Annotated in this window: 20 protein-coding genes, 1 tRNA gene and 1 riboswitch; of the genes, 15 read left to right on the forward strand and 6 right to left on the reverse strand. The window is 51.6% G+C overall.

Annotated elements, in window-relative coordinates:
* Positions 1-51 precede the first annotated feature (51 nt).
* Positions 52-1,761 carry a dihydroxy-acid dehydratase gene (gene ilvD, locus ACEW81_RS03990; protein ID WP_373531679.1) on the reverse strand — a complete coding sequence of 570 codons (1,710 nt, stop codon included), beginning with the start codon at positions 1,759-1,761 and terminating at the stop codon, positions 52-54.
* Between the two features lie 174 nt (positions 1,762-1,935).
* Positions 1,936-2,436: a cupin domain-containing protein gene (locus ACEW81_RS03995; RefSeq protein WP_373531680.1), complete on the reverse strand. Its 501-nt coding sequence runs from the start codon at positions 2,434-2,436 to the stop codon at positions 1,936-1,938.
* Positions 2,437-2,659: 223 nt separating this feature from the next.
* Between ACEW81_RS03995 and ACEW81_RS04000 the strand changes: the two genes are divergently transcribed.
* Positions 2,660-3,862: a hypothetical protein gene (locus tag ACEW81_RS04000; protein ID WP_373531681.1), complete on the forward strand. Its 1,203-nt coding sequence runs from the start codon at positions 2,660-2,662 to the stop codon at positions 3,860-3,862.
* A 13-nt stretch (positions 3,863-3,875) separates the two neighbouring features.
* Here ACEW81_RS04000 and ACEW81_RS04005 read toward each other — a convergent pair whose 3' ends face one another.
* On the reverse strand, positions 3,876-4,754 hold the full coding sequence (locus ACEW81_RS04005; protein WP_373531682.1) for a peptidoglycan-binding protein: 879 nt from the start codon (positions 4,752-4,754) through the stop codon (positions 3,876-3,878).
* Positions 4,755-5,316: 562 nt separating this feature from the next.
* On the opposite strand from ACEW81_RS04005, the gene ACEW81_RS04010 reads away from it, so the two are divergent.
* From ACEW81_RS04010 to ACEW81_RS04030, 5 genes are all read left to right on the forward strand, one after another.
* Positions 5,317-5,511 carry a hypothetical protein gene (locus ACEW81_RS04010; RefSeq protein ID WP_373531683.1) on the forward strand — a complete coding sequence of 65 codons (195 nt, stop codon included), beginning with the start codon at positions 5,317-5,319 and terminating at the stop codon, positions 5,509-5,511.
* Complete coding sequence (gene ilvB, locus ACEW81_RS04015) at positions 5,498-7,243, forward strand: biosynthetic-type acetolactate synthase large subunit (protein ID WP_373531684.1); 1,746 nt, start codon at positions 5,498-5,500, stop codon at positions 7,241-7,243. The genes ACEW81_RS04010 and ilvB overlap by 14 nt, the downstream gene beginning before the upstream one ends.
* Positions 7,244-7,288: 45 nt before the next feature.
* Entirely contained in the window at positions 7,289-7,696 is a 408-nt protein-coding gene (locus tag ACEW81_RS04020) for a hypothetical protein (protein ID WP_373531685.1), read from the forward strand.
* A gap of 13 nt (positions 7,697-7,709) precedes the next feature.
* Complete coding sequence (gene ilvC, locus ACEW81_RS04025) at positions 7,710-8,726, forward strand: ketol-acid reductoisomerase (RefSeq protein ID WP_373531796.1); 1,017 nt, start codon at positions 7,710-7,712, stop codon at positions 8,724-8,726.
* 70 nt (positions 8,727-8,796) lie between these two features.
* The gene (locus tag ACEW81_RS04030; RefSeq protein WP_373531686.1) at positions 8,797-9,939 is read left to right on the forward strand and encodes a pyridoxal-phosphate dependent enzyme; all 1,143 of its coding nucleotides are present in this window, start codon (positions 8,797-8,799) and stop codon (positions 9,937-9,939) included.
* A 53-nt stretch (positions 9,940-9,992) separates the two neighbouring features.
* On the opposite strand, the gene ACEW81_RS04035 is transcribed toward ACEW81_RS04030, so the two are convergent.
* Both ACEW81_RS04035 and ACEW81_RS04040 read right to left on the reverse strand, forming a co-directional pair.
* Complete coding sequence (locus ACEW81_RS04035; RefSeq protein ID WP_373531687.1) at positions 9,993-11,681, reverse strand: cation:proton antiporter domain-containing protein; 1,689 nt, start codon at positions 11,679-11,681, stop codon at positions 9,993-9,995.
* A 155-nt stretch (positions 11,682-11,836) separates the two neighbouring features.
* Entirely contained in the window at positions 11,837-12,502 is a 666-nt protein-coding gene (locus ACEW81_RS04040) for a trimeric intracellular cation channel family protein (RefSeq protein WP_373531688.1), read from the reverse strand.
* A 344-nt stretch (positions 12,503-12,846) separates the two neighbouring features.
* Between ACEW81_RS04040 and ACEW81_RS04045 the strand changes: the two genes are divergently transcribed.
* The 7 genes from ACEW81_RS04045 (at position 12,847) to ACEW81_RS04075 (ending at position 20,201) form a co-directional block, all read left to right on the forward strand.
* Positions 12,847-13,185 carry a hypothetical protein gene (locus tag ACEW81_RS04045; RefSeq protein WP_373531689.1) on the forward strand — a complete coding sequence of 113 codons (339 nt, stop codon included), beginning with the start codon at positions 12,847-12,849 and terminating at the stop codon, positions 13,183-13,185.
* A 59-nt stretch (positions 13,186-13,244) separates the two neighbouring features.
* Positions 13,245-13,508, forward strand: a complete 264-nt coding sequence (locus ACEW81_RS04050; RefSeq protein WP_373531690.1) for a hypothetical protein — start codon at positions 13,245-13,247, stop codon at positions 13,506-13,508.
* Positions 13,509-13,691: 183 nt separating this feature from the next.
* A riboswitch (adenosylcobalamin-variant (AdoCbl-variant) riboswitch) is annotated at positions 13,692-13,786 on the forward strand.
* Between the two features lie 220 nt (positions 13,787-14,006).
* Complete coding sequence (locus ACEW81_RS04055; protein ID WP_373531691.1) at positions 14,007-16,112, forward strand: TonB-dependent receptor plug domain-containing protein; 2,106 nt, start codon at positions 14,007-14,009, stop codon at positions 16,110-16,112.
* An 18-nt stretch (positions 16,113-16,130) separates the two neighbouring features.
* Positions 16,131-17,147, forward strand: coding sequence for an ABC transporter substrate-binding protein (locus ACEW81_RS04060; protein ID WP_373531692.1), 1,017 nt, complete (start codon positions 16,131-16,133; stop codon positions 17,145-17,147).
* A complete protein-coding gene (locus ACEW81_RS04065) occupies positions 17,113-17,946 on the forward strand; it encodes an ABC transporter ATP-binding protein (RefSeq protein WP_373531693.1) in 834 nt (277 codons plus the stop codon). The genes ACEW81_RS04060 and ACEW81_RS04065 overlap by 35 nt, the downstream gene beginning before the upstream one ends.
* A complete protein-coding gene (locus ACEW81_RS04070; RefSeq protein ID WP_373531694.1) occupies positions 17,943-18,920 on the forward strand; it encodes a FecCD family ABC transporter permease in 978 nt (325 codons plus the stop codon). Before ACEW81_RS04065 ends, ACEW81_RS04070 begins: the two co-directional genes overlap by 4 nt.
* A 270-nt stretch (positions 18,921-19,190) precedes the next feature.
* Complete coding sequence (locus ACEW81_RS04075; protein WP_373531695.1) at positions 19,191-20,201, forward strand: hypothetical protein; 1,011 nt, start codon at positions 19,191-19,193, stop codon at positions 20,199-20,201.
* A 145-nt stretch (positions 20,202-20,346) separates the two neighbouring features.
* Here ACEW81_RS04075 and ACEW81_RS04080 read toward each other — a convergent pair.
* Positions 20,347-20,423, reverse strand: a tRNA-Met gene (locus tag ACEW81_RS04080).
* Positions 20,424-20,577: 154 nt separating this feature from the next.
* Between ACEW81_RS04080 and ACEW81_RS04085 the strand changes: the two genes are divergently transcribed.
* Both ACEW81_RS04085 and ACEW81_RS04090 read left to right on the forward strand, forming a co-directional pair.
* A complete protein-coding gene (locus ACEW81_RS04085; RefSeq protein ID WP_373531696.1) occupies positions 20,578-21,978 on the forward strand; it encodes a DNA recombination protein RmuC in 1,401 nt (466 codons plus the stop codon).
* A gap of 239 nt (positions 21,979-22,217) precedes the next feature.
* A complete protein-coding gene (locus ACEW81_RS04090; RefSeq protein ID WP_373531697.1) occupies positions 22,218-23,327 on the forward strand; it encodes a GGDEF domain-containing protein in 1,110 nt (369 codons plus the stop codon).
* Positions 23,328-23,371: the final 44 nt, after the last annotated feature.

The raw sequence follows: 23,371 nt of genomic DNA on the forward strand, positions 1-23,371 counted from the left end.
TTTCAAGCCAAACAAAGCGTTGGAAGGGGGTGAGCGCTGAGGCTGGATGCTCTAAACGCTTGCCAAAGTCGCTTGGGGAAGGCCGGGATGGGTGACAGCCCCGGTGGCTGCGGAGCCAACCAATTGGGCGTACTTCCACAAAACACCCTTGCCGTAATTGATTTCAGGCGCTTTCCACTGGCTTTTACGGGCCGCCAGCTCGGTTTCAGACAGTTCCACCGACAACACACCGGCTTCCGCGTCCACCGAAATCATATCGCCATTTTGTAGCAGGGCAATGGTGCCGCCCACAAAGGCTTCCGGGCCAACGTGGCCTACGCACAGGCCACGGGTGCCACCACTGAACCGGCCATCCGTAATCAAGGCCACATCCTGGCCCAAATCCTGACCATACAGGGCCGCCGTTACCGATAGCATTTCCCGCATGCCGGGCCCTCCCTTGGGGCCTTCATAGCGAATCACCACCGTATCGCCCGCCACAATTTCCTGGCGTTGAATGGCGGCAAAGGCGGCTTCTTCCCCATCAAACACTTTGGCTGGGCCACGGTGAATCCGTCGGCTTAACCCGGCCACTTTCACGACCGCCCCTTCCGATGCCAAATTGCCGTACAGGATTTTAAGCCCGCCGGTAGGACTGATGGGGCAAGTGCCAGGGTAAACCACGTCCTGATCGGTAGGAAGCACCACGTCCTTCAGGTTTTCGGCCATGGTTTTACCCGTCACGGTCAAGCAGTCTCCATGCAGTAGGCCAGCATCCAGTAAGGCTTTTAGCAGTACCGGAATCCCCCCGATGCGGAACAGGTCATTCATTACGTACTTGCCACCGGGCTTTAAATCGGCCAGGGTGGGGGTTTCGTTGAAAATTTGATCAATCAGGCTAAGCGGCAAGGCCACCCCCAGCTCATGGGCCAATGCCGGAAGGTGCAGACAGGCGTTGGTAGAGCCGCCGGTGGCCGCCACCACCCGAATGGCGTTTTCAAAGGCTTTGCGGGTCATAATGTCTCGGGGGAGAATATTCTCTTGCAGCAGGTGCATAATGGCTTCTCCACACTGCATATTAACCGCCACCCGACCGGGGTCCAGCGCCGGGTAGCCGTTGCTGCCGGGTAAGGCCATGCCCATGGCTTCCGCCACACAGGCCATGGTGTTGGCGGTAAACTGACCACCGCAAGAGCCAGCGCCGGGGCAGGCCGCGCATTCAATGTCATATAGTTCTTTTTCCGTAATTTTTCCAGCGGTAAAAGCGCCGACGGCTTCATACACATCCACAATGGTTAAATCTTTATCACCCAGACGACCCGGCATAATGGTGCCGCCATATAAAAACAGGGAAGGCACATTCAGGCGGGCCATGCTCATTAAAATACCGGGCAGGGATTTATCACATCCGGCAATGCCCACCAAGGCATCGTACTGATGGGCATGCATCACCAGCTCAATGGAATCGGCAATCACTTCCCGGCTGACCAGGGAGGCTTTCATGCCCTCATGGCCCATGGCAATGCCATCGCTGACCGAAATGGTATTAAACTCACGGGAAATCCCACCCTTCGCATCTACCGCTTTTTTGACATGAGCGGCCTGATCCCGAAGGGTAATATTGCAGGGGGTCACTTCGTTCCAGGTGGTGGCAATGCCCACCAGCGGTTTGCTAAAGTCTTCGTCCTGAAGGCCCATGGCCCGGTAAAAGGCCCGGTGCGGGGCGCGGGCAGGTCCATCCATTACATGGCGGCTTTTGTGTCTCAGGTCATTGGGGGACATGGTGAATTTCCTTCCAGCGAAACAGTCAAATATCAATAAAGCGCTGTGAATTCGGCCAGTTTGGGTGGATGAGGCTCGAATTCAGGCGGGTGGGATCACAATGGGATCAACTGTGCGCTTAGTATAAACCAACCACCCCCGGATTGTTCAGAGGGCTCAGCGCATGGGGCTTTTTTAATGTGACAGGATGAGCGGTTTTAAGCGCTCAGATTGCGTTGGAAACAAGGCTTGGATTGCCTCCGGCGTGGCCAGCTCCCGGTCCCGGTAATCAAAGCCGGGAGCCACGGCTTCGCTAATCAATCCATAAGGCCCGCTCATTAAAGCCGAGGCTTTCCAGAACCCGCCGGGGACAGTCATTTGAAACACATGGCCTTCATCCGGGTTCGGGCCCAGAATGATCTCGCTCACCACCCCCGTTGGGCTAACAGTGAGGTAGCGAATGGGTCCCCCGGCGTGGAAAAAATGGGTGATGTCCGACTGATTTCGGTGCAGATGGCCCTGTGGGCTGTCGGCGGTGAGCAGGTAATAAATTGTATTGAGGCCATAGCGGCTGTTTCCTGCCCGCTTGGTTTCAATGGTCCAGTCCGATTGATGAATTTGCCGGAAATAACCGCCTTCATCATGGCCCTCCAAGCCTAAAGACTCAATTAAATCTTTTGTGGAAATCAGAGGCATGGTTTGGGCTCCTTTTTGATTGAAATATTATTTTATGACTGGCGGAAAAAACTGGAAGCGCTACAATGCTGGGGTGGTTTCAAGAAATAAATTTCCTTGATTGGTTTTTATTCAATTAGCGAACTTAGAAACGACGCTAAAAAACATACGTCGGAACATATCGGAACATAAATGTTTAGACGCGTCATATCACAACAAATCTTGTACACCAGAGGTTCAGTCCATGCCAATGTCACCCATTGATAGACCTGACAATTCCATTAACCCTTTTGAAAAATCCAGATTGTTCAAGGCCGCTGCCAGTGCCTTGGAAAAAAACACGGCCAAGCCGGAAGTGAATGCCAACCGGGTGAATAATGCTAACGAAAAGCCCACCACCGCACCCGTTGCTTCAGATGCCGGGCTGAACGGTATTGAAGGCCGCCTCAATATCAGCACACGGGCTATTCTGAACCTGATTCAGCGCTTTCGCTTAAGAAGCATGACTTTTGATCAATTGAAATCTCTGCCCCTGTCTCAACTGAGTCAGGAAGAAAAAACCTTTGTGCTGTTTATGCGCCGAAATCCCCAGGTGTTTGAGCGCATTTCCAGCGGAGACGGTGAACCGGCCTCTCTCAGCCAAAAAGATGTGAAACTGGCCGCTCAACTGGCTGGAGATTCTCTCCGGCTTTCCAATGAAGATTTACGCTACTTGCGGCAAACACCGCTGCCCGCTCCATCCGCCAGTAGTCCTTTTGCTTTAAGCGCTCCCACCCGGTTTGGCCAGTTGCAAACCCAGGACTTGTTGAATGCCCTGAAGCAACTGGTGGGTCCCGAAGGAAACGGTATTTCTTTTGAGGCGTTAATGCGCCTTTCTGCTGTCAATAGCGGGTTGCGTGGCCGGGAGCTGGAGGCTTTGCGCTTTTTGCAAACCAATACGGTTTCCAAGGTTTTACAAAAAATCGGGGCCTCTAACGAAGGCATTATCACCCCGGAAGCCCTGCGGGTTTTGACCAGCCTGCTGTGGAACCCCTCCATTTACGGCTCAGCACCCATTGTGTTTTTTAAATCCGGCCCTTCTCACCCGGATGGGGAGAGTATTCACGGCGTGGATACCGTGGACGAGGTGGATGACCATAAGAACGAGCAAATCCGGCCCACTCGGCGTAAGCCTTCCTTGCGGGTAGAGGCTCATCGTATGCTGGAAATTCTGTATAACATCAGTGACGCGGGCGAGGCTACCCTGGAGCAGTTGCGTCAATATGAGCCTCGTAATGCGGAAGAAGAGAAAACCTTGCACTTGTTGCGCCAGCACAATGTGTTTGAAGCCTTGGCCTGTCTGGATGACAACCCGGACTCCCTGAGCGATGAGGACATTAAAATCGCTTTGGCCGAGCATGCGCTGGTTTTATCGGATCCGTTTATGGTGCTGGTCATTCTGCCGTAGCGCCATCTATGCTCTAGGCAATTCCGGCCAACTGATTACCCTTTTGGAAGGTCAACTTGAAGGCGTCCAGTCCGTGGGTTCCCCCATTGACCGCTTTGCGGGCGGTAGCCAGGTCGCCAGCGTTCAGAGCTTTACGAATGGTGCTTTCCTTATCCTTTAAAAAAGCAGCCAGCACACGGGCGGCAATCACCGGATCGTTGGCCAAATCGGGTTGACGCAACAATAAATCGTTTAGCCCCAGTTTTTGAGAATATTGGGTGTAATTGTACTTGCCGGTCAGTTGAATAAACCCTCTGCCTTTAAAGCGGGCCCCATCTCCGGTTGCGTTGTTGCCCAAATCAGCCCGAAAATCGTACAGGGCATATGGACTTCCGCCCGGCGCGGTATTGTATCTGGACTGGAATTCATGAATGGGGGCAAAACTGGCCGTTTCCGCCCGAATGGTGGCCAGCGCCATCAGGATCATGGGCTTGTCGCCCAAGCCACGCTCCCCCAGCGCCCGAACCACCAGCGGTAAATAGCTGCGGATATTGTTGATGGGGGCGTCTGGAAACAGTTTGACCACCGCTTCAATTTGTACGGTATTGGCCAAAGGGCGATGGGCCGACTGGGCAGCGGTATCCACCTGATACCCCAAAGCGGTCAGGGTCGGATGATCAACCAGTCCGGTGCTATAAAGGCCATTGGCCCTTTGAAAAGCGGCCACCCCTCTTTGGGTGATGCTGCCATAGTGACCATCAATGGCCCCCTGATGGAAGCCCAGTTGCGCCAACCGGGTTTGGATCACCCGCACCGCATCGCCACTGTCGCCCGGATGCATGAGCACCAGATTCAATTCGTTCAATCCATTGGAATGCGCCCTGCCTGGCACAGGCGGTGAAAAATTCGGCATTGACCTCTCTATCCTCTATAAAATACTCTCAAAACCCGCTGGGATAGACTGTGAACAGGGTGTTTTAAGCCACCCCTCACACGAAAACGACCCGGTGTAGCCCCAACCGAAGCGCTCTCCCAAAACTCTGGTTTTATTGTACACACCTGTTTTTTATTCGCCAACCATTAAATTTAGGCCTGAATTCGAGTGTTTGGTTGGATGTGAATGCGGAAAAGATACGGCTGAGCCGCTTTTTTCATGCTGGGCGGCGGCATTCCAAATTTTTCGATTGTTTTTCCAGAGCTACGTGTTATCATTACACCTACTTGCGAATTTGCGAACTCAAGTTTCGTTTGGCAATCAGTATCAAGTACGGATTTTTTTAGAGTTCTTTATGAATAGTCTGAACAACTTAGTCATTATTCTCGTAGTCATTCTCAGCGGCTTTGCCGGTGGGACTTGAATCCTTGTTCAGATAAAGAACGTCAGATTCAAAAGACCGCCGGCCCTCAGGGACCGGCGGTTTTGCTTTTTAGGTCAATCCCATTTTGTTTAGTTACTTAAAAGAAGGAAATGCACCATGACCACCTTGCCAACCCTTTCATTCAGCGCCGATAACACCTTGGCCAAGCTGTTGAACCGGGTGGCGGTCTTGCTACTTGGAACGCCGCCAACTGTCGTGGATCTGGGCCTGGTGGTTGCGCTGGTGGAAACTCCCGCCACTGTGTTTTCTCTGCGAATTAGTATGCAAGGAGGGTGCCATGGCCACGCATAGTGAATGTCATCAGGCCAACCCTGAAATGAAACCAGCCGCCCCAACCTTAAGCGGGGCTCAAATTTTTCTGAGCTGTCTGGTGGCGGAAGGGGTAGATACCCTGTTTGGCATGCCCGGTGGGGTCATTCTTTCTATTTATGAGGCCTTGCCGGAATTTCCCCTGAACCATATTCTGGTACGCCATGAGCAAGGGGCCATTCATATGGCGGAAGGCTACGCCCGAGCCACGGGCAAGGCGGGGGTGGCCATCGCTACTTCTGGCCCCGGAGCCACCAATTTGGTAACCGGCTTGGCCGATGCCTATTATGACTCGGTGCCGGTGGTGGCCTTTACCGGAAATGTCCCCTCTGGCCTGTTGGGAAATGATGCCTTTCAGGAGGCGGATATCGTGGGCATTACTCGCCCGGTGACCAAGCACAATATTATTGTTCGGCGGGCCGAGGATTTGGCGCAGGCCATTAAAGAGGCCTTCCATGTGGCCACCAGCGGACGCCCCGGCCCGGTGCTGGTGGATATTCCCAAAGATGTACTGCTGGCCACCGCTGAATTTGATTACGAGGCTGCCCGCATAGATTTGCCCGGATACACGGTGGAACAATCGTTTACCGAGCAAGATCTGGATTCCATGCTGGCCTTGCTGAAAGAGGCTAAGCAACCTGTGTTGCTGGCGGGTGGTGGGGTCATCAGCGCTGGCGCGCATTTGGAAGTTCAGGCGTTCGCCGAGCGTTTTAATTTGCCAGTGGCCAATTCCTTAATGGGCTTGGGCGGTTTTCCAACCAGTCACCCCAATTTTTTGGGCTTTTGCGGCATGCACGGTCAGTATTGGGCCAACATTGCCATTGCCAACGCTGATTTGCTGTTGATTGTGGGAAATCGGTTGGGAGAGCGGCAAACGGGCAAAACCGACCGATTTGCCCGCAACGCCAAAATTGTACATATTGATTTGGACCCCACCACCTTGCAAAAAAACGTGGCTGCGCTTTTGCCGGTACAAGGGGATATTCAAGCCATTTTTCAGCAGTTGCTCTCTAAAACAGAGGACATGACTGATTTTGCGTCCTCTCTGGAAAGCCGGGTTCAGTGGTTTGACGCCATTCAGGGCTGGAAGGCCCGTCGCCCTGATCCTCAAGCGGTAGAGGGCCTTTTAACCCCGCAATATGTGCTGGATCGCATTTTTCATTACCTGCCCAAAGACGCCTTTGTGACCACCGAAGTGGGCCAGCACCAAATGTGGGCCGCCCAGCGCTTTAATCTGGATCGCCCCCGCAGTTTCATCAGTTCCGGTGGCTTGGGAACCATGGGCTTTGGCTTCCCGGCTGCCATCGGGGTGCAGGCCGCGTTTCCCGATAAAACGGTGATTGATATTGCCGGAGATGGCAGTTTCCAGATGACCCTGCAAGAGCTGGCCACGGCTCGGGATCACGGATTGGCGGTGAAAGTGGCTATTATCAATAATGGCTATTTGGGCATGGTGCGCCAGTGGCAGGATAAAACCTGGAATCGCCCTTCTCAATCCCGAATGACCTCCCCGGATTATGTGAAACTGGCTGAAGCTTACGGTTGCGTTGGCTTTGTGGTGGAACGCCCCGAAGAGGTGGACGCCGTGATTCAGCAAGCCTACGCCATTACGGATCGTCCGGTGTTGATTGATTTCCGGGTGCGGGAAAAAGCGGATGTCTATCCGTGGGTGCCTGCTGGCGGGGCCAATGAGGATATGTTGATTGAAGAGTAAGACTAAAGTAACCACTTATTTTCAAGACACGAGATTCAAAAAATCATGCAATTATTACCCACCCATAATTTAAGAGGCTTTGAAATGACTGACCCCAACCAGTCTTGTGACTCGCAACATGTATACTGCCTGACCCAAAACCGCTTGGGCGCAATGGATCGGGTTCTGGGGGCCTTGACGCACCGGGGCATTATTCCGCAACGCATGACCTCTGCCCTGTGCGAAAACAACCAACTTGAAATCATCCTGACTTTCCCAAAGCAGGATGAACCCATTGTTCAAAAACTGGTTAAATTTCTGCAAAAACAGGTTTATGTCATTCAGGCGCAAACGATAGAATCCTTTGCCCAGGCGAAGAACAGCGCTGAGGCATCCAATATCACCCCTCTGTTCGTATCCGATATTATTCATGATCAGCCCCAAAGGAGAATGGCTCATGCCCACAACGCTTAATGCCCCCCACACCCTGAATATTTTTTATGACAAAGACATTGATCGCAGTAAATTGCTATCCAAAAACGTGGCCGTGGTTGGCTTTGGCAGCCAAGGCTTCGGACAAAGTTTAAACCTGAAAGAATCCGGCGCCACTGTAAAAATCGCGTTGCGGGCTGGCAGCGCCACCGAGGCCAAGGTGAAAGAAGCCGGTCTGGAGGCCATTTCTCTGGAGCAAGCCGCCGAATGGGCCGATATTATTATGTTCCTGATTCCCGATGTGCAACACGGGCCGGTGTATCAACAGTATTTTGAAGGCAAGTTGAAGCCCGGTCAGGCACTGGTGTTCAGCCACGGATTCAGCATTCATTACAACGAAATTGTACCGCCCAAGGATGTGGATGTTTTCCTGATTGCCCCCAAAAGTCCCGGCCATCTGGTGCGTTCCGAATATCAGCGGGATCGGGGGGTGCCGTCTCTGTTTGCGGTGTATCAGGATGCCAGCGGTGAGGCCAGGGAATTGGCGCTGGGCTATGCCGCCTGTCTGGGTTCCGGTCGGGCCGGGGTGATTGAAACCAACTTTAAGGATGAAACCGAAACGGATTTGTTCGGCGAACAAGCCGTGTTGTGCGGTGGGGCTGCCGCCTTGGTAAAAGCCGGTTTTGAAACCCTGACCGAGGCCGGATACCCACCGGAGTTGGCTTACTTTGAATGTTTGCACGAACTGAAGCTGATTGTGGATTTGATGTACGAGGGCGGCTTAGAAGACATGCGCTACTCCATCAGCGATACGGCCCGCTACGGGGATGTGAGCCGGGGTCCTCGAGTGATTACCGCCGATACCAAAGCGGCCATGAAAGAAATTCTGAAAGAGATCCAGTCCGGCGAGTTTGCCCGTGAATGGATGGCAGAATATCGCAGTGGCATGCCCGAATTGAAAAAACGGGTAGAAGCCGATCGCCAGCATCCGCTGGAAGTGGCTGGCCGTAAGCTGCGTGGCATGATGAGCTGGTTGTCTGGCAATAAGCTGGTCAACCGAGATAAAAACTAGCGCGATAAAAACTAGGAAAAAAAGAAAACTAGCAAGCAAGAAAAACCAGCAAGAAAGCGAGATAAAACCCATGTTGGAAAGCCCGCAAGCCTATCTAAAATTTGACTTGAACCATCAACCGGCCAGCTCCATTCCGGCCATTGATGAGGACGGTCGAATTAGGCTGCCGGGCTTTCCGGCGGGTTTATCCATTCAATCCTATTTGCCGCTGGTGCATCAGTTTGCCAAAATTCTGGAAGCCAGTCGCATTCTGGATCGCTATCGGGATAGCCTGCGTTTAATGGCCCGCTTTAATCACGCTTTATCCAAAAACGGGGAGCCGCAAGCCCCTTTAACCGCCATCACCCCGTCCACCTTATTGCCCCATTTTCACTACAAACGAGAGGATCAAACCGCCACCCGTGCCTATAAATTACGGGGGGCCATGGTGGGTATGGCTAAGCTGATGGAAAGCAATCACGTTAAACGGTTTTTAACCGTATCTACCGGCAATCACGCCCTGGGTGTGCTTAAGGCGGCAGAGCTTCTTTTGCCGCAATCGGTGCGGCTGGTGGTGCCCGGTAATACCGCAAGCCTCAAGCTTGAAAAGCTGCGTAAAGCCATTGACGGTCTGAATGCCAACGGTGTTCAGGCCGATTTATTATTGAGAGGACAAACCTTTGATGAGGCCCGTGCCTGGGCCTTATCGAACCAGCAGGATCATGAGGCTTATCTGGATCCGTATTGCGATCCGTGGGTGGTGGCCGGTCAAGGCACTTTGGGACTGGAGCTGTTGCAACAAATTGGCGATCTGTTGCGAGCATCATCCGAGTATGAGGAAGTGGTGATTGTGTCGCCCATTGGGGGTGGTGGTTTGCTGACCGGAACGGCCACGGCCCTGAAGCTGGCCTGTGCCTGGGAACCGGCTTTTCGGAATGTGAGCGTTCGGTTTTTAGGGTTGCGTTTGGATGATTTAAAGGCTCCTTTGGGAGACGCTATTCGTGTGTCTGAAATTGCGCCGACCAATGAAGTGGCCTTGCAAGCCCTGAATGTGACCATCAAAACCATGACCCAAGCCCAGATGGAGCAAGGGGTTCAGTTTGTGCGCCATGATCTGGGGCATACGGTGGAAGGCGCTTCGGGCGGCACGTTGTATCCGGTTTTATCGGAGGCGGATTATCAGCCCAGTCCCCGCCGATTGGTGATTAGCCTGTTGAGTGGCGGGAACGCTTAAAACCGCCATTCCATATCTGGAAAGCCCTCACATCTGGAAAAACCGTCGCTTTCTTAGGAGGCGACGGTTTTTTGTTCGTAGTTTTGTAAAATGTGCCGGGTCATGGTGAGGCCCAGTTCCACATCTCCCACAATGGTAATTTTGCCTTCCAGCGATTCTAAAAACTGGCGTTCGGAATCGCTATGGGTGCGCACCATAATTTGGGCGGCGGGATTGATGGTGCGGGCGCTTTGAACCAGTTGCCGCACCTGAAAAGAGTCCAGCGGGGTGACTACAAAATAGCGGGCTTGGGGCAACCCCACCTGATGCAAAATTTCGGATGATTCGGCATCGCCGTAAATGGCCGGAATGCCTTTGGCCTGTAACTCTTCCACGGTGTTTCGATTTTGTTCAATCACCACAAAAGGAATTTTATTTTCGCCTAATAAACGCCCCATAACTCGACCCACCCGGCCAAATCCCACCAGAATGACATGCCCCGACAAGGTGGCCCCCGCAAGCCCAGCGCCACTGGTGGAATCTCGCAAATTTAATTTTGCCAGCAGTGGATTGTTTTTCAAACGGGCTTTCAAAAAATCCGTGAGATGGAAAATAAACGGGTTCAGGGTAATGGAAATTAAAGCGCCAGCCAAAATCAGGCTTTGTCCGCTGGGGGGCAAAAGCCCTAAACTGGCTCCCAGTCCGGCCAAAATAAAGGAAAATTCTCCAATTTGAGCCAAGCTGGCTGAGACTTTCAAAGCGGTATTCAAGGGGTAACGCAGGGCCAAAATAAGCCCAAAAGCGGCCAGTGATTTTCCGATAATGATAATGGAAACAACGGCCAGTACCTGAAAGGGGTGCGTCCACAGAATTTTGGGGTCAAACAACATGCCCACCGATACAAAGAAAAGCACGGCAAAAGCGTCTTGCAGGGGCAAAGCGTTGGCCGCCGCCCGGTGGCTGAGGTGCGATTCGTGAATGACCACGCCCGCAAAAAAAGCGCCTAAAGCAAAAGAAACCCCAAACAGGGCCGCAGACCCATAAGCCACGCCCAGTGCCACACCAATGACAAATAAGGTGAATAGTTCCCGAGAGCCGGTAGCCGCCACTTTATTCAGCAGCCAGGGGAATAGCTTGCGGCCAATGACCAGCATAAAACCTACAAATAAACTTACTTTGCCCAGGGTTAAACCCAGGGTCCATATAATATTTTGTCCGGCGGTTGGGCCAGCCTGCCCGCCTAACCACCCGGAAAGGGCGGGCAATAGAACCAGTACCAGTACCATCACAATGTCTTCTACAATGAGCCAGCCCACGGCAATATTGCCGTTTTCAGAAGAAAGTTCCCCTTGCTCTTCCAAGGCTCGCAACAAAACCACGGTACTGGCCACGGATAGGGCTAAGCCTAAAACCACGCCTCCGCCAAGGCTCCAGCCCCACAGGTGCGCCAACCCCATGCCCATGGCGGTGGCTACCAGAATTTGCAAAATAGCGCCCGGTAGCGCAATGTTACGCACTGCCAGCAAATCACCCACCGAAAAATGCATGCCCACCCCAAACATCAGCAAAATCACCCCGATTTCAGATAACTGGGAAGCCAATGCGAGATCGGCCACAAAACCGGGTGTGTGTGGCCCAATTAAAGCCCCTACCAGTAAATAGCCCACAATGGGGGAAAGCCTCAATTTCAGGGCCACAAAGCCACCCACAAAGGCGAGCGCCAGACTGATGGCCACGGTAAAAAGCAGTGTGGTGTCGTGCATTGGGATTCCCCTCCCGGTTTAAAAAGTGATGATTCTATGCTCCCACGATTTCACGGCAGGCTCAATCTGGAAAAGTGGTACGGCTAAATTAAGGGCAATGAAAAGAGGCACCTAAAGTGCGCGGCGATTGGTGTTCAGGGGTTTAGAGGCAAGAACTAGCTATCGTTGGAGTGGGCGGCCACTTTGGGTGGGCGATAGGCGAGACTGGATGTTTGCCAGTTAAAGCGAATGGCCAGCGCCCGCAAAGTGAAGGTGATGAAAATAGTGAACAATCCGGCTTCAAAGTGATTAATACTGGAAAAACTACTCAAAATGACAAAGGTGAGACAACCCACCAATGCCACGGCCACATAAAACTGTCCGGGTCTGAAAATCAGTGGTTCCTCACGGATTAAAATATCTCTTAAAATGCCACCGCCTACGGCGTTAACAATGCCCACCAGCACCACGGCGGGCAAGGCCATGCCCGCTAAAATGGCCTTGTCGCAGCCCACCACGGCATATGCCCCCAGACAGAGGGCGTCTACAATGTCAATGAGCAATTGCAGGCGGGGCATTAATTGCTGAAAAGCGATGCCAATTAAGGCCCCCAGTAAAATCAGAATGAGGTAATTTCCGTTGGTGGTAATGCTGGGTGGGCCTTGTTGTAAAAACAGGCCATCCCGAAGCAGGCCGCCACCCACCGAACCGGCGAAAGCCACGGTACAGACGCCCACAATATCGTAATCTTTACGCAAGGCCAGCAACGTACCGGCAATGGCGAACAAAAAAGTAGCGCCATAGTCAAACCAGTCGGGTAGGGTAAAAGGGTCCAGTGACATGAGGAAATAGAACCTTCTATTGAGCCTGTAATCGTTTCAGAGTGGTGAGTGGCTGGACGAAGCTGCCTGAGGCTCCTTTTTCTTACATTGAACACTGTGGGTTTTCTTTTAACGCTCAGGCATTTATTTTGATGCGCCCAATGGGGATAGCGACTTAATAATCTTAATATTTTTAAAACATATTTTTTGAAAAATGGGATTGAAAAATGATTGAAACGGCTTCGATGACTGTGCGTCTTTCGGTTTTTTATTTTTTTGGATTTTCTGAAACTTCTTCATCAGCTTTGCCGTAATGATGATGTGAACACGAGATTCAGTATCAAACCGGGGAAGGAGACTATGACATGATGATGCCAACACTGAACCAGTTAAAGTTAATGAGCGTTCCCGCCTTGCTGACCATGATGCTGATCAGCGCCATGATACCGGCTGAGGCCCATAATAATCGTTATTACGATTCCCGGAATTACCGGAATCAGGGTAGTTTTTCCCAGCGAAATCCTTACATGCACAAAGCCTTGATTGGGGGCGGTGCTGGCGCTGTCATAGGCGGCGTTCTGGGGCAGGATGGCTACCGTACCGGTAGTGCTGTTAAAGGGGCTGTGATTGGTGCTGGGGCTGGTTTGGGTTACGAGTTTCTGAAGCGTCAAGGTACCTTTGGCGGCAATCGCAATCGCTGGTAGCCTGCCATTCAATCATTAACCTTTAAATATTAAGTGCTATTTGAGGAGGAGATGTTCCCATGAAAAAGAAAATGCTTTTAACCCTGGGTTTGCTAGGCGTGATGGTGGGCAGCCTGTTGGGCGGCGAAGCTTTCGCTCACGATCGCAACGATCGTCGGGATGGCTGGCGTAATAATAATAATCGTTCCAGCTGGGGACAGCAAAGACGCTACTATCGCCCCGCTAGCAGAGGCAATTGGTGGCGGAATGACAATCGGGTATCCTACCGGCCCGGCAACCGCTGGGGCAACTATCGTCCAGCTCCCAAACGTGGTTGGTGGTAACATCCCCCTTTCGTTGAAAATTCGATCGGTTTGAACCTTTCAAAAACCCTGTCCTTTCATTGTAAGGGGTGGGGTTTTTGTTGCTTGAAATCAGTGACGTTTGTCCTTCTTTTTAGAAAATGGATGGCATTTTTTGCTTACTGTTCTTGCTTACCTTCAATCTCTGTGTTTATATTTCAGTAACTCGTCCAAATATTCGGGAAACCCGGTGAAACTCCGGGGCTGTGCCGCAACTGTGAATTCACCATCCGGTGAAAAGTCAGAAGACCGTGGAAGAGCCTGTTTACACTCTTGCGAGCATGAGAGGAACCCGTGTGCCAATGTCACCGACGCCATTATTGATTTAAAAAGTGGGATAAGTCCGAAGTAAGCCTGAGGAAGGTTGATTGGCGTTTGCGTCAATTTTTTAAAACCTTTTAATTGCCCTGATCACCCCGATTAATTTTATTTTGCGCTGTTTTAAGGCGTGTCAATTTTTTATGGAAGGATGTTATTCCCTTGTTTAAATTATCTGGTTTTCAATTATTGATTTTAATTTTATTGACCCCGTTGCTGGGCGTGACTCCCGACCTTGCGGTGCAGGCCGAAGAAACCGGCGTGGTGCTGGCCGAAGTGGCTTTAGAACCTGCCGATTTTGAGGAGACGGCGGCCCCTGCCCTGTTCAACGAGGAAGAGTCAACCCCACCATCTGCCAGCAGTCCGCCTGCGAGCAACACCGCCACGGCTCCTTTAATGTTGCAAACCACCAAAATTGGCATCCCTTCCAATCAAACGGGCACTGCCAGCACCGTGATTACCCGGCAACAAATCCAGCAAATGCAGCCGTTTTCCCTTACCGAAGTATTGCGAAAAGTGCCGGGTGTGGACATTGTGCAAAACGGGTATCTGGGCGGCACGTCCTCCATTTTTATTCGGGGCATGAATGCGGGCCATACGCTGGTATTGCTGAATGGAACCCGCCTAAACGATCCCATTTCTCCCGATCGCACGTTCAGTTATCTGGATCAAATCAGCCCGGATTCGGTAGAGCGTATTGAGGTGTTGCGAGGCCCCCAAAGTACCTTGTACGGCTCAGATAGCATGGGTGGGGTGGTGAATATTATTACCCGCAAGGCAGAACCGGGTAAGCCCACTTTATACGCCAAAGTGACGGCTGGTTCTCAGGGTACCTTGCAAGAGGACATTGGCCTGGGTAGTCAATACCGGGACAAATTAAACTCTTTTCTACACATTACCCGGCAGGATGTACGGGGTATTTCCGCTGCCAGTAGCCGTTATGGTATGAATTCGTTTGGCACCGCCTACAACAACGCAGAGCGGGATGGCTACCACAACACTACCATTTCGGCTCGCACGGAATACACGCCCACTCAAAATTTATCGCTGGATGTGGCCACCTTTTTTAGCAAAGCCCGTTTTGATCTGGATAGCTTTGGCGGCTATATGGGGGATGACCCCAATTTTACCGGCTCCAATCGCACCTTTACCATCAACGGCGGCTCTCGGCTGAAGCTATGGGGTGATCGTTATGAGCAAATTACCCGGCTTGCTTTCAGCGATACCCGTCGGGAAAACTTTAATGAGCCAGATGCCCTGGATTCCAGCAAAAGCCACGATCGCTACCGGGGCAAATTATTAAACTTTGATGTGCAAAATAACTTTTATTTGCATCGCACCAATACCCTCACTGCCGGATTGAACGTGCAGCACGAATGGGGCGATTCTTACTATCGGTCGCTCAGTATGTTTGGTCCTTTTAATTCAGAAGCCCAATTGCGCTCGGCCACCAATACCGCCTTTTATGTGCAGGATCGCATCAGCTTATGGGATCGCTGGTTTACCACCGTGGGATACCGCATGGATCACCATAACCGTTTTGGAAACCATCATAATTTCCGGGCGGATTCCATTTATACCGTAAAGCGTACCGGAACCAGCTTTAAAGGCAGTTTTGGCACGGGTTTTAAGGCCCCTACGTTATCCCAGTTGTATGGCACCTTTGGGGCCAACCCCAATTTGCGCCCGGAAACCAGCACCGGTTGGGATGCGGGCATTGAGCAACCTTTAATGGATAACAAAGTGCAGGTGGGTGCCACGGTGTTTCAAAATCAGGTGCGTAACCTGATTGATTTTCGCAGCCAAGGCTTTGCCACTTTTTACACCAACGTGGAGCAGGCCCGCATGCAGGGGATAGAGGCCTACATCGCCAGCCAGCCCTTTCGGTGTTTACAAATTCGCTCCAGTTATACCTATACGGATACCAAGGATCTGGGACCCAGCACCACTCAGGGCGATCCGTTGCTGCGTCGTCCCAGAAACAAAGCCTCGATGAATATTAACTACCAACCCATCAAGCGGCTGAATGTCAATCTGGATATTACCCATACCGGTCAGCGCAGCGATTTGGACTTTTTTACGTTTCCATCGCAAGAAGTTAAACTGAAGGCGTTTACCTTGGTCAATCTGGCGGTTACATTGGCATTAACTGATCATGTCAGCCTTTACGGTCGTGTGGTTAATTTTCTGGATACCCCCTATGAAACGGTTAAAGGTTACGGCAATCCCCGAATTTCCGCTTACGGCGGCTTGAAAATGGCCTTGTAGGCTAGACTAGGAATCTCAATGCATCAAACAGATCATCAGCAGGCAATCTTCACCCGCCAGCCCTGGGCTGGATGGTTTTGCCTGCTGACGCTGTTGGTGCTGTGCCTGATCGGGTTTTCTGGCTGCGGAAAGTCCGCCCTGAAAAGCGCCCGGTCAGATACGTCGTGTGAGCGGGTGGTTTCATTGTCTCCCAGCATTACCGAGGTTTTATACGCCCTTGACCTGGGGCCTCAGATAGCGGGCGTGACCCGGTATTGCAAATACCCTCCGGCGGCTGTCCAAAAGCCCAAAGTGGGAGGCTATGTCGACCCGGATTCTGAGGCCTTGCTGCGGCTGCGCCCTGATTTGGTGGCGCTTCGGGAAGAGCAAACCCAATTGGTGGGGCAGCTAAAAGGGTTAGGGTTCCGGTTGCTGACGGTGGATCATCGCAATACCGCTGGCATTCTGAAGTCTCTGGATCAAGTGGGCCTTGCTTGCCACCGAGTGCCGCAAGCAAGGGCCTTGCGGCAATCTCTGGAAAGAGACATTGAAGCGGTACGCCGCCGGTTGGCGGCCACTTCAAAGCGGCCTTCTGTATTGGTGGTGATTGATCGGGATGTGCATGCCGCCAAAGTGCATTGGGCCTTTGTGGCGGGGCAAGATGGTTTTTATGACTGGCTGATTCATAGCGCGGGCGGTAAAAATGCGCTTCCCGCTGGTAAAAAAGGGTTTTTACAAATTTCCCCGGAAGGCATTTTACGCATGAACCCGGATGTGATTATTGAAACCACCGCCTCCATTGGCCCCGGCTTCGGCACTCTGTCTCAAGTGTCTCAGGTCTCTCAGGCAGAAAAAAATAAGGCTGCTGAAGCCCAATGGGCCAGTTTGTCCGAGGTATCAGCGGTAAAAAATCACCGGGTTTATCATTTTAATCAGGACTATATGGTCATTCCCGGCCCTCGCTTTCCCAAAGTGCTGAGACAATTTGCCCAAGCCATTCATCCTGAACTAGACTGGAATCATGAACCCACCCGCTCCCCCGTTGCTCAGCCTTAAAAATGTAAGCGTTCGTTTTAACCAAACGGATATTTTGCGCTCGGTTTCATTCACCCTGAACCGGGGTGAATTTTTGGCGATAGTAGGCCCCAACGGGGCCGGAAAAACCACTTTGATTAAAACCATTTTGGGCCTGAATCCTGATTACTCCGGCACCATGGCGCTAGATGGCAAGCCACTGGCCAGCTTTAAGCCCAGGGAAAAAGCCCGTTATCTGGCCTATGTGCCTCAAGTTCAGGTTCTGGGTGAATTTCACCGGGTTCGAGACTTTGTGCTGATGGGCCGGTACCCGTACTTAAGCGCCATTCGCCCCCCTCTGCCTGAAGATGAGGCGGTGGTGGATGAGGCCCTTGAGCGAACCGGCACACAGGAGTTGTCCAATCGTCTGGTAGCGTCTCTCAGCGGGGGAGAGCGGCAAAAAGTAATGATTGCCGCCGCTTTGGCCCAGCAACCGGAAGTGTTGATTCTGGATGAACCCGCCACCTTTCTGGATCCTAAAAATCAGCTGGAAATACAAGGGTTGTTACGCCGTATCAATCGCACTCAGGGGGTTACCATCATTTCCATTACCCATGATATGAACAGCGCCTTGCATGACGCCACCCGTGTGCTGGGCCTGAAGGCGGGCCAAGTGCAGCTGGATGGCCCGCCCGAGGCGGTGTTGACCCCGCAGCAACTATGGGCGTTGTTTGATGCCCCTTTTCTTTCACTGGTGGTGGAGGGAAGCGCCCAGCCTTGGCTGGTGCCGGATGTCAGGTTGCACACCGCCCTCAAACAGGCGGAGGATGCTGGCCCATGACGCCTGCCAAGCCCTGGGTATCTATTGCCTTGCTAAGTGTTTTTGCGGCTTTGGTGCTATTGCTGGCCCCCTGCGTGGGCATGCAGTGGATTTGGCCATGGCTGGACCCTTGGGGCTCGCTGGATGCGGGCATTCTCTGGGAAATCAGAGTACCCCGAGTGCTGGCCTCCTTTTTAACCGGGGCAGGTTTGGCGGTGTGCGGCATGGTGTTTCAGGCGCTGTTCCGCAGCCCTTTGGCCTCTCCGTTTACCTTTGGGGTGGCCAGTGGGGCTTCCTTTGGCAGTGTGCTGGCGATTATTCTGGGGGAATTTCTGCCGTTTTATGGCGCTTCGGGTTTGTTTGCCCTGTTGGGGGCTGCGTTTACGGTTGTATTGGTGTATCGACTGGCCACGTGGGGGCGGCATTTTTCCATCAGTACTTTGTTATTGGCGGGGGTGGCCATTAACTACTTTTTTGGCAGCGCGGTTACTTTTATTCAGTATTTAAGTGACTTTACCAATGTGTTTCGTATTTTGCATTCCTTAATGGGTGGTTTTGAAGGGGTGGGCATGGATGCCCTGTGGCAACTCATTCCCTTTGTGATTCCCGGTATGATTTTGATTGCCTGCTTGCCCTATGAGCTGAACCTGTTGTCTATGGGGGATGACATTGCGGCCAGCCGGGGGGTTCACCTGAACCGCACCCGCAAGCTTTTGTTTTTTGGCACTTCCGTTACGGTGGGTGGCATTGTGGCCGTTTGTGGGCCGATTGGCTTTGTGGGCTTGATGGCTCCCCATATTGGCCGCTTAATGGTGGGTAACGATCATCGTTATTTAATGATTGTTTCGGCCTTACTGGGGGGCAGCCTGTTGACGCTGTGCGACACCCTTTCCCGCACCGTGATTGCCCCGGCTGAAATCCCGGTGGGGGTGGTGACTTCCTTGCTGGGCTGTCCGTTTTTTGTGTGGCTACTATTGCGGCAAAAGCGGCCATGATTTCGAGATCGTCGGTTTGCGAGCTGCTGGAACCAGAATAGGGAGAATCATTTTCCCGCTTCAGCCTCCCGCTTCAGCCTCCCGCTTCAGCTTTCAGGCCTGATGCTACCTGGTGAATGAGCCGAGGTGTTTACTTTCTACTTTTGTTGTAGTAGTTTTGCATGCTAATGTCTGACGCCTTAAATTTTAAAGCTATAAAAAACAACTTTTAAATCCCGGTTTCGTATTTTGGTATTAGTCCGTGTATCAATTAGCGCAAGGTTTTTTTGAATGCCCACCCTTTTTCCTGCCCGTCAATCCTCTGTGTCCCATTCCGCAGTCAATCCCGCCAAAAGGGTCACGCGCTTCACGAACACCGCTAATGCAGGGTTCCCTTTGGACCGGTTTAATCTATCGGAAGACAAACTCCATTTTAGCGGGAGTGATTCTAAACGACGCTTAGAGGAGCCCCTAGACACCCATTCAGGGCAAGCGAATCAGGATTCATTAACTCTGCCGGGTTTGTCGCCAATGCTTCTCCCGATGGAGGCACTCGATTTTATGGATGGTTTGTTGCCCGATAATTTTTTGTTGCCGGACGACTTCTACTCATCCCAGGGCGCTCTGGCAGAGGAAGCCGAAATGGGTTTATTGGATTTTGATACGAGTACGCCCGACTTTTCCTACGATTTGTTAAAAGCCGAAAATCCTGCTTTAGCCAAAGAATTAGACACCGTACGCAACTTTACCAAAAAGTGCATAATCGCTGATTTATATATGTTGTCAGCCCCTCATAAGCGGGAGTCCTGGGATGCCATGAAACAGGAGAACCCGGAGCGGTTTACTCAGCAGATTCAGCAACTGTTTGAGCGGGTGAATCGGGAAAGTGGGCCCTCCAGCGTACTGGATGCGGAAGAATGGCGCTCGTATCTTGTCGCTCAAAGGAGTGTTGTCGATTTAAATGATTCATTTGGCAGGTTAATAACCACGGAGCACGAGGCCAAACAGCGCCGGGCCCAGGCTGCATTGGAAAGCCTGAATCAAAGGCACCCTTTTATAGCAAATACTCTAAACCAGTTACACAATAAGACAATCCGCTGCATTGCCAGTTATGATGCAGATAGCACGAACGCTTGCTGTAATTTTGAAAGGTTGAGCGGAATAGATCCAAAGTTTTATAGCCCGACTCAGCAGGCATCCATGCATAAGTTTCGAACCAAACTGCAAGCGTTTGTGGTTCACAAAAATAATATTCACCCTCCCTCAGAATCTTTTGACAGTGCCCTTTGGGGAAACCGTTGAGTTAAATGGAAATGGGCTTTCGGGTGCGTGAGTAGAGGGCTTATTTTTGAATGAGTCACATCGTTTTGTGTGGAAGTCACTGAATGATTCTGAAGTTAGAAAGCCATAAAAAAAACCGCCGATTTGAAGGGCGGTTTTTTATAATTGGTTGCGGGGGCAGGATTTGAACCTGCGACCTTTGGGTTATGAGCCCAACGAGCTACCGGGCTGCTCCACCCCGCGGCAGAGATGATGAATGTCCTGCTTCAGTGCTGAACACCTTTATAGAATGCCTTAAAGAAAGGCGCATTGCAAGTGTCTATTTTTAAAAGCGCCCAAATGGCTTGGCCCCTCGCCGGTTTGGATACCGAGTGATACAATCGGGCAGGAACTAAAAATGTTGGAGAAGCCCTTGTCCATGCCCATGCTGAATTTACTGTACTTTCCGGCCACCCTGGTTCTGGGCTTTTTGCTGGGCTGGCTTTACAGGAAAGTACAGGGGGCAGGGCAGCTTGGCGCCTTACAAGCGATCCAGTCTCAGCAGGAGGTCGAAAACCGCTTTTTGAAAGAGCAGGTGGAAGGGCTGAGATCGACGGAAGATTTGCTTCGGATGGAGCTGAACGAGGTGAGCCTTTCCAATGTTCGGCTGGAAACCCTGCTGGATGAAACCCAAAAGCAGACGGATCAGCAGCAAAGCCAGTTTGAGGCTTTAAGTCAAAAAACACTCAAGGCGCTGAAGGAAGAACTGGAAGAAAAGTCTAACCGGGAGTACCAGCAAAAGCAGGCCTTGCTGGATGAGCGCCTGACCCATTTGCTGAAACCCCTGCGAGAAGTGATTGACCAGAACGAGCAAAAAGTTCGGGATATTGAAAAGCAGCATATTGAGGATACCACCTCTCTGAAAACCCACATTGAGTTGATTGTGGCGGAAACCGGAAAGTTGGTGGGGGTAAAAAACAAGCTGGCCGAAGCCCTGAGCAACAGCAAGGGCCGGGGGGACTGGGGCGAGATGGAATTGATCCGCCTGCTGGAGCATTCCGGGCTGATGGCGGGTATCCATTACGAGGCCCAGAAGGTTCAGGACGGCTTGCGCCCGGATATTACCATTAAATTGTCCAATCAGCGTGTTTTATACGTGGATGCCAAAACCATTTTTGTGAACCTGGAGCGTTTGTTAAACGCCGAGGATTCCGATGAGGAAAACAGCGAGCGCAAAAAGCATGCCGCCGCTCTGGAGAAAGAAATCCTCTCGCTGAGTTTGAAGTCCTATGAGAGCCGATGTAAAGACAGCATTGATTTTGTGGTGTTGTATGTGCCGCGTGAATCCATGTTGCGGGCCGCTCTGGAGGAGCGTCCCGGTTTGATGGAGCAGGCTTTTCAACGCCGGGTGATACTGGCCAGTCCACTGGTGCTGATGTCCATTCTCAAAACGGTGGCTTATGGCTGGGATCAAGCCCAGCTTTCTCAAAAAGCCCAGGAAATTCATTTGTTAGGCCGGGATTTGCACAAGAGAGCCGCCACCTTTATGGAGCGCTTTGTGAAGGTGGGCGATCGGCTGGAGGCTTTGAGCAGTCAGTTTGAAGAGGCCCGGGTGTCCCTGACGGGCCGCCAGGGCATGATGCCCCAGTTGCGCAAGTTTGAAGAGTATGGCTGTAAATCTGAAAAAATGCTGCCCCCAGGGCTGGGTTTGGGGGATGCGGACGGTGATGACTTGACTGGGGTTTTGCTGGAAACCGGTACTGTTCCTTCCCGCATTCTGTCTGATACGGGCCTTTCCGCCAAAAAAGCTGAAAAATAGCGCATCGAAAACGCCAAAAAGCTGGGGCGTATTTTTTAATCTCCTTCTAATTAATGAATTTGGGCGGGGTGCTTCTCCCTGAGATACATAAGTCTATTAAAATAAAAGAAAACGTGAACGCTTGGGTTGGCCCAAAAACCACCTTCGTTTATTTTTTAATAAAAAACTTAAAGTCGGCTCTGGATTGGTCGATACCTGTAAAAACAGAGTCATGATGTACTTGAGCTTGAAGATCGCCCGTGTATCATAAAGTTAAAAATACCCTGCTAGCTATTATTTATGTGATCCTTTGGTGTCGCTACTTTGTGGCGCTGTGGGATCCTCTGGCGGGAAATCTGGATGTTTCCCAGGGCATGGCCCCTTACCGGGACTGGCGCTTTTTGATTGATGGCATTTATGGCATCAGCGCCTACTTAATGTGGCCAGTTAATACCCTGTATTATGATCTTTTGGCCAACGTGGTGCCGCCTTCCGATTGGTTTCCGGGTTTTTACATGGCCAATTTGCTCACTTTGCTGCAAGCCATGTCTGCCACCAACCCTCAGGCTCAGCAAATTCTGAACGCCCCTGCGGTGGCACAGGCCATGGTGGGGTATCTGGATTATCTGGTATTGTTTGCGGCCCTGTTTTACTGGCTGTTGAGCCCTTTGCTGGATGTAACCCTGGATTTTTTAAAAAACGTGGTTTGGAACCTACTGATTGAAATGTCGTTTACCAAGCGCAAAGAGGGGCGTTATCAGGAGGCGCTGGAGAAACGGGCCGCCGATCTGGTCAAGTTGAACGTGGAGTTCAAAAACCTTTCCAAGGAAAATAACGTGCTGGCCCAGTCGGTCATTACCGATGAGTTGACCAGGGTTTATAACAAGCGATTTTTTATTGAGAAGATTACCTATGAATTCAATCAGGCCAAAGCCAAAAAACAGGTGCTGGCGGTGGCCATGATTGATATTGATCACTTTAAAAAGCTGAACGACAATTACGGGCATTTAATGGGCGATAAAGTGCTGAAAGCCGTGGCTCAGGTCGCCAAGGGAAACACCCCCAACGATTGCTTCTGTTGTCGTTTTGGCGGTGAGGAGTTTTCCATTATTATGCCCGGTAAAACTGTGGAAGAGGCGATTCGTATTATTGCCAAAACGCACCAAAGTCTTCCGTTGCTTCGCTTTGAGGATGATAATCAGCTCAGAACCTCCGCCAGTTTTGGCATTTGCGTGGTTGATTTTAAAACACCAGAGGGTCAAGCGCTCAAATCGTTTGAAGACCTGCTGAAGCTGGCCGATGACGAGTTATACAAGGCCAAGCTGAATGGCAGAAACCGGATTGAGCACTGCTCCATATTGTTTGCCTGACTATCCTGTCTCGCGATAGTCAATCCTGCTGGCTGGGCTTTGAT

This window comes from Vampirovibrio sp. (assembly GCF_041737375.1).
Lineage (GTDB): Bacteria > Cyanobacteriota > Vampirovibrionia > Vampirovibrionales > Vampirovibrionaceae > Vampirovibrio.

Excerpts from the sequence above, each read along its gene's own strand:
- ACEW81_RS04000 (WP_373531681.1), top strand. The coding sequence starts at position 2,660 with ATGCCAATGTCACCCATTGATAGACCTGACAATTCCATTAACCCTTTT.
- ACEW81_RS04035 (WP_373531687.1), bottom strand. The coding sequence starts at position 11,681 with ATGCACGACACCACACTGCTTTTTACCGTGGCCATCAGTCTGGCGCTC.
- ACEW81_RS04005 (WP_373531682.1), bottom strand. The coding sequence starts at position 4,754 with ATGCCGAATTTTTCACCGCCTGTGCCAGGCAGGGCGCATTCCAATGGA.
- ACEW81_RS04065 (WP_373531693.1), top strand. The coding sequence starts at position 17,113 with ATGAACCCACCCGCTCCCCCGTTGCTCAGCCTTAAAAATGTAAGCGTT.
- ACEW81_RS04060 (WP_373531692.1), top strand. The coding sequence starts at position 16,131 with ATGCATCAAACAGATCATCAGCAGGCAATCTTCACCCGCCAGCCCTGG.
- ACEW81_RS04085 (WP_373531696.1), top strand. The coding sequence starts at position 20,578 with ATGTTGGAGAAGCCCTTGTCCATGCCCATGCTGAATTTACTGTACTTT.
- ACEW81_RS04020 (WP_373531685.1), top strand. The coding sequence starts at position 7,289 with ATGCAATTATTACCCACCCATAATTTAAGAGGCTTTGAAATGACTGAC.
- ilvB (WP_373531684.1), top strand. The coding sequence starts at position 5,498 with ATGGCCACGCATAGTGAATGTCATCAGGCCAACCCTGAAATGAAACCA.
- ACEW81_RS04070 (WP_373531694.1), top strand. The coding sequence starts at position 17,943 with ATGACGCCTGCCAAGCCCTGGGTATCTATTGCCTTGCTAAGTGTTTTT.
- ilvD (WP_373531679.1), bottom strand. The coding sequence starts at position 1,761 with ATGTCCCCCAATGACCTGAGACACAAAAGCCGCCATGTAATGGATGGA.
- ACEW81_RS04030 (WP_373531686.1), top strand. The coding sequence starts at position 8,797 with ATGTTGGAAAGCCCGCAAGCCTATCTAAAATTTGACTTGAACCATCAA.
- ACEW81_RS04050 (WP_373531690.1), top strand. The coding sequence starts at position 13,245 with ATGAAAAAGAAAATGCTTTTAACCCTGGGTTTGCTAGGCGTGATGGTG.
- ACEW81_RS04040 (WP_373531688.1), bottom strand. The coding sequence starts at position 12,502 with ATGTCACTGGACCCTTTTACCCTACCCGACTGGTTTGACTATGGCGCT.
- ACEW81_RS03995 (WP_373531680.1), bottom strand. The coding sequence starts at position 2,436 with ATGCCTCTGATTTCCACAAAAGATTTAATTGAGTCTTTAGGCTTGGAG.
- ACEW81_RS04045 (WP_373531689.1), top strand. The coding sequence starts at position 12,847 with ATGATGATGCCAACACTGAACCAGTTAAAGTTAATGAGCGTTCCCGCC.
- ACEW81_RS04010 (WP_373531683.1), top strand. The coding sequence starts at position 5,317 with ATGACCACCTTGCCAACCCTTTCATTCAGCGCCGATAACACCTTGGCC.
- ACEW81_RS04075 (WP_373531695.1), top strand. The coding sequence starts at position 19,191 with ATGCCCACCCTTTTTCCTGCCCGTCAATCCTCTGTGTCCCATTCCGCA.